This window comes from Vibrio sp. Vb1127 (genome assembly GCF_033338735.1).
In the GTDB taxonomy this organism is placed as follows: domain Bacteria; phylum Pseudomonadota; class Gammaproteobacteria; order Enterobacterales; family Vibrionaceae; genus Vibrio; species Vibrio alginolyticus.
This window is the reverse complement of record NZ_JAWOTF010000013.1, coordinates 17,439-30,877: the sequence shown is the minus strand read 5'-3', so window position 1 is coordinate 30,877 and position 13,439 is coordinate 17,439. Positions and strand designations below refer to the sequence as shown.

The following is a 13,439-nucleotide window of genomic DNA, read 5'->3' as shown; positions in this document are numbered from 1 at the left end:
ATGGCTAATATCATTTTTATCGACAACTTTGACTCGTTCACCTACAACCTTGTGGATCAATTCCGCTCGCTAGGTCACTCAGTCAAGATTTACCGAAACAACATCCCAGCAGAAACCATTGAACAAGCGGTAAACGAGCTTGAAAACCCAGTGGTTCTGCTATCGCCAGGCCCAGGCGCACCGTCAGAGGCAGGCTCAATGCCAGAGCTTATCCAACGCATGAAAGGCAAAGTGCCGATGATCGGGATTTGTCTTGGTCACCAAGCGATTGTTGAAGCATACGGCGGCACCGTTGCTGGCGCAGGCGAAATCATTCACGGTAAGGTCTCTATGATGGAGCACCAAAACCATGCGATTTACCAAAACCTACCATCACCACTTGCGATTGCACGTTACCACTCGCTGGTTGCGACCAAGGTTCCTGAGAGCCTAACCATCACAGCAGAAGTGGATGACTTGGTAATGTCTGTTGTACATGAAGAAGATAAAGTTTGCGGGTTCCAGTTCCACCCGGAATCTATTATGACGACCTACGGAGCAACACTGTTGGCCAATGCCATTGAATGGGCACTTGAAGAACAAACTTCAGCTAACCCACTCACTGCTTAAAAAGCACTGGCACATAAGAAATTTAGGAGAGGAAATATGGAAGCAATCATCAACCCTATTATTACCAAACTGTACGAGCAAGAATCGCTTACTCAAGAAGAGAGCCAACAGCTATTCGACATCATTATCCGTGGTGAGCTAGACCCAATTTTGATGGCATCAGCGCTGACTGCACTAAAAATCAAAGGCGAAACACCAGATGAAATAGCAGGCGCGGCAAAAGCGCTGCTGGCAAATGCAAACCCATTCCCTCGTCCAGATTATGATTTCGCAGATATCGTAGGTACTGGCGGCGACGGTCACAACACCATCAACATTTCAACCACTGCGGCGTTTGTTGCTGCAGCATGTGGTCTAAAAGTAGCGAAACACGGCAACCGCAGCGTTTCAAGCAAATCGGGTTCTTCTGACCTTCTTGATTCATTTGGTATCAACCTAGCTATGAGCGCAGAAGATACGCGCAAAGCGGTAGACGATATTGGTGTTGCTTTCCTATTTGCACCTCAATACCACGGTGGTGTGCGCCATGCGATGCCAGTGCGTCAAACCATGAAAACGCGCACCATCTTTAACATTCTTGGCCCACTGATTAACCCTGCTCGTCCTAACATCGAATTGATGGGCGTTTACAGTGAAGAACTGGTTCGTCCTATCGCAGAAACCATGCTACAAATGGGTATGAAGCGCGCCGCTGTAGTACACGGTAGTGGTTTGGATGAAGTGGCGATTCACGGCGAAACAACCATTGCTGAAATCAAAGACGGTAAGATCACAGAATATAAACTAACGCCTGCAGACTTCGGTCTAAAAGCGCACCCACTAGAAGCGATCAAAGGTGGCGATCCTGAAGAAAACAAGGCGATCATTACCAATATTCTGACGGGTAAAGGTACAGACGCACAATTGGGTGCAGTGGCGGTGAACGTTGCTCTGCTAATGCGTCTATTCGGCCACGAAGATTTAAAAGCCAACACGCAACAAGCGATTGAGGCAATGAATTCAGGCAAGGCGTACCAATTGGTACAACAACTTGCCGCACACGCTTAAGGAATTGAAGAAGATGACTGACTTCAACACTCAGCAAGCTGACAACCTGTCTGAGCACGTTTCTAAAAAAGAAGCAGAAATGGCAGAAGTACTGGCGAAAATTGTCCGCGATAAATATCAATGGGTAGCAGACCGTAAGGTGTCTCAACCGCTAAGCACATTTCAGTCTGATTTGCTGCCATCGGACCGCAGCTTCTACGACGCTCTGAGTGGTGAAAAGACGGCGTTCATCACCGAATGTAAGAAGGCATCTCCTTCTAAAGGTTTGATTCGTGATCACTTCGACTTGGATTACATTGCATCGGTTTATAACAACCATGCTGATGCAATTTCAGTATTAACAGACGAAAAATACTTCCAAGGTAACTTTGACTTTCTTCCTCAAGTGCGCGGTCAAGTCAAACAACCCGTTCTGTGCAAAGACTTCATGGTAGACACCTACCAAGTTTACCTAGCGCGTCATTACAGTGCTGATGCCGTGCTACTGATGCTTTCTGTCCTGAATGACGAAGAGTACAAAGCGCTAGAGGAAGCAGCGCACAGCCTGAACATGGGTATCTTGACCGAAGTCAGCAACGAAGAAGAGCTTCATCGTGCCGTTAAGCTTGGCGCACGCGTTATCGGCATTAATAACCGTAACCTTCGCGACCTAAGTACTGATTTGAATCGTACTAAAGAACTGGCACCGACCATTCGCGAACTGGCTCCTAACGCAACAGTAATCTCAGAATCTGGCATTTATACGCATCAACAAGTTCGTGATTTAGCGGAATACGCAGACGGCTTCTTGATTGGTAGTTCACTGATGGCGGAAGACAACCTAGAACTTGCTGTACGTAAAGTGACGTTAGGCGAAAATAAAGTGTGTGGCTTAACGCATCCAGATGACGCAGCAAAAGCATATCAAGCAGGCGCAGTATTTGGTGGCCTGATTTTTGTCGAGAAGTCGAAGCGTGCGGTCGACCTTGAAGGTGCGCGCTTAACCATGAGCGGTGCTCCACTGAACTATGTAGGCGTGTTCCAAAATCACGATATCGATTTTGTTGCTTCTGTCGTGACCTCTTTGGGTTTAAAAGTGGTGCAACTGCACGGTCAAGAAGACCAAGCTTACGTAAACCAACTCAAAGCCGAACTGCCAGCAGCGGTAGAAATTTGGAAAGCTTACGGCGTGACTGATGCCAAGCCAGAATTGCTAGCAGACAACATTGATCGCCATTTATTAGATGCGCAAGTTGGCACTCAAACTGGCGGAACTGGTCAAGTGTTCGACTGGTCACTGATCGGCGACCCAAGTCAAATTATGCTAGCGGGCGGACTGTCGCCAGAAAATGCTCAACAAGCAGCGACACTAGGTTGCTTGGGATTAGATTTAAACTCTGGTGTAGAAAGCGCACCAGGCAAAAAAGATTCACAGAAGTTGCTCGCGGCCTTCACCGCCATTCGCAGCTACTAAAGCTGGATATCAGCTAAAAAATTTAAAGCTATTCGTAGCGAAAAATACGAGAAGGAATATAACGATGGCAAAACTGAATGCCTACTTTGGCGAATACGGCGGTCAGTACGTTCCGCAAATTCTAGTTCCAGCACTGGAGCAACTAGAGCAAGCGTTTATAGACGCGCAAGAAGATCCAGAATTCCGCAGTGAGTTCATGACGCTTCTTCAAGAGTATGCGGGCCGTCCAACGGCTTTGACTCTAACTCGTAACCTAACCAAAGGTACGAAAACCAAACTGTACCTAAAACGTGAAGACCTACTTCACGGTGGCGCGCACAAGACCAACCAAGTGTTAGGTCAAGCTCTGCTTGCGAAACGCATGGGTAAAAACGAAATCATCGCAGAAACAGGCGCAGGCCAACACGGTGTTGCAACCGCACTAGCGTGTGCACTACTTGGCCTTAAGTGTCGCGTTTACATGGGTGCAAAAGACGTTGAGCGTCAAAGCCCGAACGTATTCCGTATGAAGCTAATGGGCGCAGAAGTTATTCCTGTCCACTCGGGTTCAGCGACACTTAAAGATGCATGTAACGAAGCGCTGCGCGACTGGTCTGCAACTTACGAAGACGCGCACTACCTACTAGGTACAGCGGCAGGTCCTCACCCATTCCCAACGATCGTGCGTGACTTCCAACGCATGATCGGTGAAGAAACGAAGAATCAGATTTTGGCACGTGAAGGCTGTCTTCCTGATGCGGTTATCGCATGTGTGGGCGGTGGTTCAAACGCGATTGGTATGTTTGCTGACTTCATTGAAGAAGAAAGCGTTCGCCTAATTGGTGTAGAGCCAGCAGGTAAAGGTATCGATACTGACCAGCACGGTGCACCACTTAAACACGGTAAAACGGGCATCTTCTTCGGCATGAAAGCACCGTTGATGCAAGATCCAAACGGCCAAGTTGAAGAGTCTTACTCAGTATCTGCTGGCCTTGATTTCCCTTCAGTTGGTCCACAACACGCACACCTAAACGCAATTGGCCGTGCTGAATATGACAACGTGACGGATGATGAAGCACTAGATGCATTCCAGGAAATTGCGCGTAACGAAGGTATCATCCCTGCTCTAGAATCTTCTCACGCACTGGCTCATGCACTGCGTATGGCTCGTGAGAATCCAGAAAAAGAACAATTGTTAGTTGTGAACCTATCAGGTCGTGGTGATAAAGATATCTTCACTGTACATGCCATCCTAGAAGAAAAAGGAGCGATCTAATGAGCCGTTATGCAAAGATGTTTGAGCGCCTAAACGAGAAAAACCAAGGCGCGTTTGTACCGTTCGTAACGGTTTGCGATCCAAACGCAGAACAGTCTTACAAGATCATGGAAACATTGGTTGAGTCGGGCGCAGATGCCCTAGAACTCGGTATTCCATTCTCAGATCCTCTTGCGGATGGCCCAACTATCCAAGGTGCGAACATTCGTGCTCTAGATTCAGGTGCAACACCAGATATCTGCTTCGAGCAAATTGGTAAGATCCGAGCTAAGTACCCAGAGTTGCCTATTGGCCTTCTGATGTACGCGAACCTTGTTTACTCTCGTGGTATCGAGAACTTCTATGAGCGTTGTGCAAAAGCAGGTATCGATTCTGTTTTGATTGCAGACGTACCAACTAATGAAAGTGCTGAATTTGTTGCTGCTGCAGAAAAGTTTGGTATTCACCCAATCTTCATCGCACCACCAACGGCAAGTGATGAAACACTGAAGCAAGTATCAGAGTTGGGTGGCGGCTACACTTACCTACTCTCTCGTGCAGGTGTTACTGGCGCAGAAACCAAAGCAAACATGCCTGTAGGTCATATGCTCGATAGACTGAACCAATTTGATGCGCCACCAGCGCTACTTGGTTTTGGCATCTCAGAGCCAGCACAGGTGAAACAAGCACTAGAATCTGGTGCGGCTGGTGCAATTTCTGGTTCAGCCGTGGTAAAAATCATTGAAGCGAACGTTGAGCAACCACAAATTATGCTCGACAAGCTAGGTGAATTCGTTTCTGCAATGAAAGCTGCCACTCAAAAATAATTTCAGTTTGATATGACACAACAACGTCCGCTTAACATTATGTTTAGTGGGCGTTTTCTTACTATCGTGTTTATACCACGTCATTTTTTGTTCAACGCCCGCACTTTCCAAATCTATCTCAAGCAGAGCACTCAAAGAGTGTTAAGCTTGGGTAACTTAACTAACTCAATAAAGCAATGTGCAGTAAGGTTGCTACATGGAAGAAGTCAAAACACTGCTAGCCAAATGTCCTGTACTATCAGGGCTGCCAGATAAAGGGCTTAGTGAAGCAGCGCAAATGACTAAGGTTCGCTGCTTCGACGAAAAAGCACTGATTTGCAATAAAGGTGCGCTTCAATCTTCTCTTATGGTCATAGCTCAAGGTGCAGTGAGAGTGAACTCAATTAGTTCAAAAGGCAAAGAAGTCACACTGATGATTTTCGAAGCTGGTGGCTGGTTTGGAGACAATGTTTTTTCTCCCGGTATGCCTCGTATTTTTGGTGCGACCGCGCATTCTGACGTGACTGTAATGGAGCTTCCTGGAGATAAATTTCGCCAATTACTCGCCAAATACCCTCAAAGTTACCCCACTATACTCGACTTACTTAGCCGCCGCTTGTGGTCTGCTATTTCTGTTATCGAAGATGACGCGATTAGAGGAATTGAAGAACGAGTCGCCAAAAGGTTACTGCTGCTTGCAGAATACCAACTTAATCAAGCGATCGATACTCGACCATGCGTTGTCAGGGTAACAAGAGAACATATCGCTAACATGATGGGGCTAACTCGTCAGAGCGTACACAAGATACTAAAACGATTAGAAAGTATCGGGATGCTAGAGCTAAACTATGGCTCAGTAACCATTACCAATCCGAAACGCTTAGAAGAATACTTTAAAGAACTCGAGCAATAGATCCATTCAACAAACGGTAAGTATTGTCTAACGACAGCTAAAAAGCTTATGCATCTAATTGGTTAAGAGCACAACACCATTTGCGCTTAGGCAAGTGGCGCTGTGACACAAAAACCATTGAATTGACTAAGCTATATTCAATTCAGATTTCAACTCACGTTTCAAAATCTTTCCTGTCGCACTCATCGGGAGGTGTTCACGAATTTCGACATAACGAGGATATTTAAACGAGGCTAATTGCTCTTTACCCCACTTTTGTAATGAATCGGCGTCAATATATTCTTTTGGTTTAAGTACAACGTAGGCTTTTATCTCTTCGCCATACTCTTCATTTGGAATCCCTATCACCGCTACCATTGAAACTGCAGGATGAGTCATGAAAACTTCTTCAATTTCTCTGGGATAAACATTAAATCCACCTCGAATGATCAGATCTTTCATTCTATCGACAATAAATAAATTACCTGAACTGTCAAAGCGGCCCACATCACCAGTATGGAACCAACCATTTTGTAGCGCAGATTCAGTAACTTCTGGACGGTCAAGATATCCCTTCATAACATTATGACCACGCACAACAATCTCACCTTCTTCGCCTATCGGTAGTGCATTGCCTTCAATGTCGATAACTCTTACTTCGACGCCTTGAACCGGTTGACCTACCGAGCCTGGTATACGCTCCTGATCCAAATGATTAAAACATGCAATAGGACTTGTCTCCGACAAGCCGTACCCTTCTAAGATCGGCACATTAAATGTTTCTTCAAAGGTTCGAAAGATTTCGGTTGGCAATGACGCACCACCGCTTACTGCAACACGCAATGACGAGGTATCAAATTGATGCTGCACATGAAGCAGACCGATGTACATCGTTGGCACACCAGCAAATATCGTCACCCTATGTTTTTCCACCAGTTCAAGAACATGTTTAGGCTCAAACCTAGGCACTAACACCAATGTTGCCCCGCCCAAAACACTAGCATTTAAGTGGACGGTTTGACCAAATGTATGAAATAAAGGCAAAGTTACTAAGTGAATATCATCGGCCTGGCTGCCCATAATATTTTGTGCCACCAGAGCGTTCATTATGATGTTCTGCTGAGTCAGCTCAGCGCCTTTTGGTAAGCCTGTCGTCCCTGATGTATACAAAATCACACATGTATCATCCGCATTACGCGGTATATAATCCGGCAACGGTTGGACATCGGCTATAAACGCATTGAGAGTTATTACACCATTCCAATAGCTTTCATCTTGAGATTGAGTCAATACGACTATGCCTTCGCATGTATCGACTTGTTCAAAGGCTTTGACACCATCTTTTGCCATTGGCAGTTCTTTCGTCCCTTCAAAGCAGAAATAAAACTTCGCTTTTGAATCTTCTAAGTGATACTTAATTTCTCGCGCTTTCAAAAGCACATTTAATGGGACTGCAACCGCGCCAGCTTTTTGTATTGCATAATAAACAAACGCGAAAAAAGGAATGTTTGGGCATGAAATCGCAACGCGGTCACCTGGCTTTACGCCTTTATTGATTAAAGACGCTGCGATCTTGCCGGCGATCGCATCAAACTGCGCATAATTTATCTTTTCAGTGCCACATATCAACGCCGTTTTATCTGGTTTACTCGCAGCATTTCTTTGTAACGCAGCAGCAAGATTCATCATAGTCTCTTCACCTCTTACTTGTCTTTCTCGTCTAATCAGCTCAGGAGCATTAACTAAGCAAGTTATCTCTAACACTGGATCGTCAGCATTTGAGTCTCACCAGTCATTACAATTTAACATTATGTTTACAACGCAATTAGAGCCAAGAATGTAAAGCAATTAACATTTCAGAAGGCAAATTAATAAAAGTGTGAGCTTGAAAGAGATGAATTGTTACCCAAGTCACTAAAAACTCTGACTGCAATAGCAAATACAAAAGCGGTTAAAATTAACAAAAAGAAAACAAATAAAGAAAAATAAACTTGAACAATCCTAAACGCGACCCTTATAAGAAAAATCAATGGCAAACGTTTGCTATTGAACAAAACTTTATCGTTCGTCAATAAAATATCGATTAATCCATCAATAATACCTTGCTGCATATTGCCAATTGTAAACGATAAGTGTAAAAAGCAAGGCGAGATAATTATCCGTAAATCCATTTATGGTTAGTGGGTAATTTTAGGATTTTACATTTTATTAGCACAGAGGTTATGGAAGTGTTAAAAGAAAAGAGTTTGCTAAACAACATTGGCGTACAAGTCGTAATCGCCATGATCGTGGGCACAGCCGTTGGTGCCATGATGGGTCATGATGCGACAGTGTTCGCTCCTTTAGGTGCTATCTTTATCAACTTAATCAAAATGTTGGTTATTCCTTTGGTCGCTGTAGCCTTGATTTCTGGCGCCGCTGGTCTTGGGAACAGCCAGTCAGCAGGTAAAGTTGGTATCGTCACTCTAGGTTATTTTGGTTTAACATCCGCCCTAGCCGTTGCGCTTGCACTATTTATGGGTGAAGTATTCCAACCAGGCATGGGTATCGACGTCTCTGGCGTTGAAGGCATGTTCTCAGCAGAATACGCTTCAAAAGGTGAACTACCTACTTTCTGGGCAACCATCACTGGTATGATCCCAACCAACGTTTTCCAATCACTAAATGAAGCAAACATCCTACAGATACTCGTTTTCTGTATGTTCTTTGGTATTGCGATTTCTAAGCAAGCAAAAGAACGTCGTGAACCAATCATCAATGGTGTTAACTGCATCGTTGACGCAATGGTTTGGATGATCAACAAAGTAATGATCATTGCACCTATCGGTGTATTTGGTCTGATGGCAGAAGCCGTCGGTACGTTCGGTTTTGGTGCGCTAATGGTGGTGTTTAAACTGTTCGTTGTTTACGTTGCCGCCATCCTAATCTTCGGTTTCGTTGTTTACCCAGCAATGGTGCATGTTTTCACGAAGACATCTGCGAAGAAATTCCTGTCTTCAATGAAGAAACCGCAAGCAGTTGCGCTTTCAACAGCGTCTTCTATGGCAACACTGCCTGTCACAATGGACACCTGTGAAAAAGAGCTGGGCGTAAAAAATTCAACTGCATCATTTGTTCTGCCTCTAGGCGCAACGATCAACATGTCAGGTAATGCGATTTACTATGGCTTGGTTGCTATCTTCTTTGCTCAACTGTTCAATATCGATCTAGGCATGGGCGCTTACATTGCAATTATCGTAACGTCTACATTGGGTGCGGTTGGTCAAGCGGGTGTTCCTGGCCCTTCTTTCCTAGTGGTTGCCGTGCTTCTTGCCGCTGGCATTCCAATTGAAGGTCTACCGCTGCTATTCGCTCTTGACCGTATTTTCGATATGATTCGTACAGCACTGAACATCACAGGTGATGCTGCATGTGCAGTTATCGTTGATGCGCTAATTGAAGAAGAAACGGCAGAAGTTGAGCTAAAAAAGCAAGAAGCCTAACCCTTTCTTGAATAGACCAAAAACCGCTCATAATGAGCGGTTTTTTTGTCTTTTCTTGCATTACGTAACTATACAAATAGAAACCGATGGCATAAATTTTTCAAAATGATATAAACCATTACAAAATATAACAAAACGTTAGAACTAGGTTATATCATGAGTCTTGAGCAATCTTTGGAATATCTCACCAAAACAAATTTGCCGATCGAATCAAAGCAGCAGGCACTGATTGACTTAGTTATTCTTACCCTAACGAAACAAAAACGAGATGCTCTTTTTCAACAGGTTGCTCTGTATCGAATAAAACTGCTTAAATCTCTCTTTCCTAAACACGCATCAAAAAGTCTTTCTGCACTATTTGAGTTAATGGATTATCGAGATTTAGTGCAACAGTATCCGACAGGTTTCTCCAAAGAGATTCGTTTACTTGAACAACTTGCCGCAGATTGTTACCCGCATTGGATGGTTTTCTGGTGTCAATGCGAGCTCGAAGCAATCAAGCAAAAATATCCTTCAAACGAAGCTGCGATTCCTACTCCGCTTCCGTTTGACGACCACAGCTATACTAGCGTGTTAATTGAAGATATCGCAGATTGCGATCTTGAGGTAATGCTGCCAAATCATGCAGCGTTAATGCCGATTTCCGAAGCGATCACACTGAGTAATCTTGAGCTTTTCGTCCAAACTGAACAATGGTTTGAAATCTTGCCTCTTTTATCACTCTCGCAAAAAGGGCAGCACTTTGCCCTCTTGCTCAAATCGTCATCTTCACCAATCATGGTCTCCTCCGCTTTAGTGCAAAGCTGGCATCAACGAAATAACTGGCTCAGTTACTCACCACAGTTTAGTAACGAACAATGGCAGTTTTGCTTTCCTAATCATGGGTACAGTGTTCTCAATCAACTGGGTATTTTGGAGTGTCGTGCTCTAACTCATGAGCACACTCTTATTGAGTTTGATGCTCAGTTTCAATCTCATGTAAAGAACACTGAAGCGGTTTGCGAAGTACTGCGTCTTACGGTGGGAGGCAACATTCAACAAAAGCTGTATTTTTTGTATCTGGCGCAAAAAACTATGATGAGCGAGCTCTATAAAGCAGGCTATAAGCTCGGCTTTACCATTATTGAGCAAGTATTTATGTTAAATTTCTATCAATCTATTGATTTAAGTGCCTACTTTCACTCAGGATACCGCGACATTAATGGTGACGGTACCAAGACATACCGCGGTTTCTGGAATTTAGGTATGATGGTTGAAGCATTTCAAGACATACAATTTCGCGACTACAAACATTGCGTACGAACAAAAAGAATGGATAAAAAGGTGAATGAGCATGCTTGATGTTCATTTGCACGGTCTCTTTTACCCAAAAGCAATGGCATTGTACGCGACTGTACTAATAGTATTCGCTTGGCTACTGTATTACTGCTATCGCCTAAAACAGAAGAGTGAATCAATCTTAGGCTCGCATCACGCGCCTTACATCGCTTATTCCAGCTGTATCATTGTTTGGATAAGCAGCAACGCCTATTTCCATACCGATTTATTGCCAGAATTAGGCTCTGTTGGTGGCATTTTTATGGCTAAGTTAGCGAACTTAGCGTCTTTTTTCGCCTTTGCGTTTGCATTCTATTTTTCTTGCCAGTTAACCGCAGATGTTAAAAAAACAGCGGTCAAAGTCTGGCAAAAAGTCGTCTTTGTCGCACTAGCAACGTATTCACTGTACATCAACTTAGTGCCGAATCTTACTGTCGAAAATGTCACCATTAGTGGTCCAAGCCAGTTCGTCATTGAATTTGGCCCACATACCTCATATTTTTTCATTAGTTTGCTAGCTTTCGTGGTACTAACGCTGCTTAACTTGATTGCCATGCGCGCTAACAGCAGCAAGCTCACGCTAGCAAAAAGCAACTATATGATCGCTGGCATTTTGGTATTCATGTTATCTACGGCAGTGATACACCTTGGAATGACGTATTTCCTTGGCGACTTCTCCCTAACTTGGTTACCACCAGCACTTTCAATCAGCGAAATGTTGTTTGTCGGCTATGCCCTACTTACCTCTCGCTTCTACAGCGCTAAATATCTCACGTACTTAACGGTAAGCGCGCTCTTAGTCTGCGCCATTTTTGTTCTGCCGCTAGGGGCGATATTTATTCCTATCTCTGAAGATAACCAATGGCTTGTTGCGGTACCTTTATGCGCGCTTATCGGTATCACTTGGCACTTGCTTTTTAAGCGAGTCAGTCGTTTCGCTTCGTATTTTATTTATGGGAAACGACACACTCCCGTTCAGCAAATCCTTGGGTTAGAGGAAGAGTTTAAACGCTCAATAGATGATGCTATGCATCAGTTGGCATCGTTACTTAACATTCCAAACAACAAGCTACAGCTAGTCACTAGCAATTACACAGAAACGTTTTACGAAGAGTACCTGCCGTCAAGCAAGTCAGTTCTCGTGCTTGATGAGTTGTCTGAAGAAATTGATTATGCCTCCTCTTCTAAAGGGTCTATGAGAAAGCTCTACGAGCGTATGCGCTCAAGCAATACTGCGCTCGTTATGCCTCTCTTCGGTCGTGGAAAGTCTGTTACTCACTTACTAATTTCTTCACATAAAATAGATAATAAGCTGTTTTCTAATGAAGAAATCTCAGCTCTGCAAACGTTATTAGTTCGCATCCAGAGCACCATTGAAGCCGATAGAAAGGTACGCCAAAGCCGTGCGCTGGCTAACTCCATTGCACATGAAATGCGTAACCCTCTCGCTCAAGTACAATTACAATTTGAAGCTTTAAAACAGCATATAGAGTCAAACGCCTCACTGGATATGCTAAAAAGAGAAATTGATAAAGGTGAAGCCGCTATACAACGCGGTCGACAACTTATCGATATTATTTTACGAGAAGTTAGCGACAGCTCACCAGAGCATGAGCCTTTAGCTCTCACTTCCATACATAAAGCCATCGACCAAGCAGTAAGCCGTTATGGTTTTGAAAACGATCAAATAATAGAGAGAATTAACCTGCCACAGGCACACGATTTTGTCGCGAAGTTAAATGAGACCCTGTTTAACTTTGTCATTTTCAATTTGATTCGTAACGCTATCTACTATTTTGATTCTTATCCCGACAGTCAAATTGAGATTCGTACCCAGACGGGGGCTTACGAAAACATTCTGATCTTCCGAGATAGTGGGCCAGGTATAGATAGCAGTATCTTACACAAGATATTTGATGACTTTTTCTCGTATCAAAAAAGCGGAGGCAGTGGCCTAGGTTTGGGCTATTGCCAACGTGTTATGCGCTCCTTCGGAGGACGAATAGAGTGCCAGTCTGAATTGAACGAGTTCACAGAATTCTACTTGTATTTCCCAGTCGTACCAAACGCACCAAAACCAGAGACATTAAGAGCACCGGACTTTGATAGCTGGAAAGCAACTGCATCACATTCTGAAAATCATTCAGCTCAACACGTACAAGTATCTAAAGATGCACCAACAGTGCTCATTGTTGATGACAAAGAGGTGCAACGCACCTTGGTACAGATGTATTTAAAAAGATTGGGAGTCAACAGCTTACAAGCAAATAATGGAGCCTCTGCGGTAGAACTATTCCACTCTCACAAGATTGATCTCGTTCTTATGGATGTCCAAATGCCGGTAATGAATGGATTTGACGCAAGCCAACGGATTAAGCAAATCACATCTTCCGTTCCAATCATTGCCTTATCTGGTGAGTCTGGAGCTAGAGAGTTGGAGCTAATTTCGAAACTCATGGATGACAGACTCGAAAAGCCCACCACGTTAAATGCTCTTCAAGTCGTCATCCAAAGATGGTTACAGAACGAGAATTTTGCACCTTCCAACACTTTTTAATTTGCAAATATAGAATTGGCACTAGATGTGCATTATTGGAGT

10 protein-coding genes are annotated in these 13,439 nt (G+C 44.0%); 9 read left to right on the top strand and 1 reads right to left on the bottom strand.

What is annotated here, in order from left to right:
- The 6 genes from R7H07_RS16740 (at position 1) to R7H07_RS16715 (ending at position 6,062) form a co-directional block, all read left to right on the top strand.
- Entirely contained in the window at positions 1-609 is a 609-nt protein-coding gene (locus tag R7H07_RS16740; protein WP_005434961.1) for an aminodeoxychorismate/anthranilate synthase component II, read from the top strand.
- 36 nt (positions 610-645) lie between these two features.
- Complete coding sequence (gene trpD, locus R7H07_RS16735; RefSeq protein WP_206959891.1) at positions 646-1,656, top strand: anthranilate phosphoribosyltransferase; 1,011 nt, start codon at positions 646-648, stop codon at positions 1,654-1,656.
- Positions 1,657-1,669: 13 nt separating this feature from the next.
- Positions 1,670-3,109 carry a bifunctional indole-3-glycerol-phosphate synthase TrpC/phosphoribosylanthranilate isomerase TrpF gene (gene trpCF, locus R7H07_RS16730; RefSeq protein ID WP_065274673.1) on the top strand — a complete coding sequence of 480 codons (1,440 nt, stop codon included), beginning with the start codon at positions 1,670-1,672 and terminating at the stop codon, positions 3,107-3,109.
- A 64-nt stretch (positions 3,110-3,173) separates the two neighbouring features.
- Positions 3,174-4,364, top strand: a complete 1,191-nt coding sequence (gene trpB, locus R7H07_RS16725; protein ID WP_065274674.1) for a tryptophan synthase subunit beta — start codon at positions 3,174-3,176, stop codon at positions 4,362-4,364.
- A complete protein-coding gene (gene trpA, locus R7H07_RS16720; RefSeq protein WP_042522821.1) occupies positions 4,364-5,170 on the top strand; it encodes a tryptophan synthase subunit alpha in 807 nt (268 codons plus the stop codon). Before trpB ends, trpA begins: the two co-directional genes overlap by 1 nt.
- Positions 5,171-5,366: 196 nt before the next feature.
- Positions 5,367-6,062 carry a Crp/Fnr family transcriptional regulator gene (locus tag R7H07_RS16715; protein WP_005376777.1) on the top strand — a complete coding sequence of 232 codons (696 nt, stop codon included), beginning with the start codon at positions 5,367-5,369 and terminating at the stop codon, positions 6,060-6,062.
- A gap of 126 nt (positions 6,063-6,188) precedes the next feature.
- Here the strand turns inward: R7H07_RS16715 and R7H07_RS16710 are convergent, their stop codons facing one another.
- Entirely contained in the window at positions 6,189-7,730 is a 1,542-nt protein-coding gene (locus R7H07_RS16710; RefSeq protein ID WP_206959893.1) for a long-chain-fatty-acid--CoA ligase, read from the bottom strand.
- A 533-nt stretch (positions 7,731-8,263) separates the two neighbouring features.
- On the opposite strand from R7H07_RS16710, the gene R7H07_RS16705 reads away from it, so the two are divergent.
- The 3 genes from R7H07_RS16705 (at position 8,264) to R7H07_RS16695 (ending at position 13,397) form a co-directional block, all read left to right on the top strand.
- Positions 8,264-9,523, top strand: coding sequence for a dicarboxylate/amino acid:cation symporter (locus R7H07_RS16705; RefSeq protein ID WP_206959896.1), 1,260 nt, complete (start codon positions 8,264-8,266; stop codon positions 9,521-9,523).
- 156 nt (positions 9,524-9,679) lie between these two features.
- A complete protein-coding gene (locus R7H07_RS16700; protein ID WP_206959898.1) occupies positions 9,680-10,864 on the top strand; it encodes an acyl-homoserine-lactone synthase in 1,185 nt (394 codons plus the stop codon).
- Positions 10,857-13,397, top strand: a complete 2,541-nt coding sequence (locus tag R7H07_RS16695; RefSeq protein WP_065274678.1) for a hybrid sensor histidine kinase/response regulator — start codon at positions 10,857-10,859, stop codon at positions 13,395-13,397. Before R7H07_RS16700 ends, R7H07_RS16695 begins: the two co-directional genes overlap by 8 nt.
- Positions 13,398-13,439 lie beyond the last annotated feature (42 nt).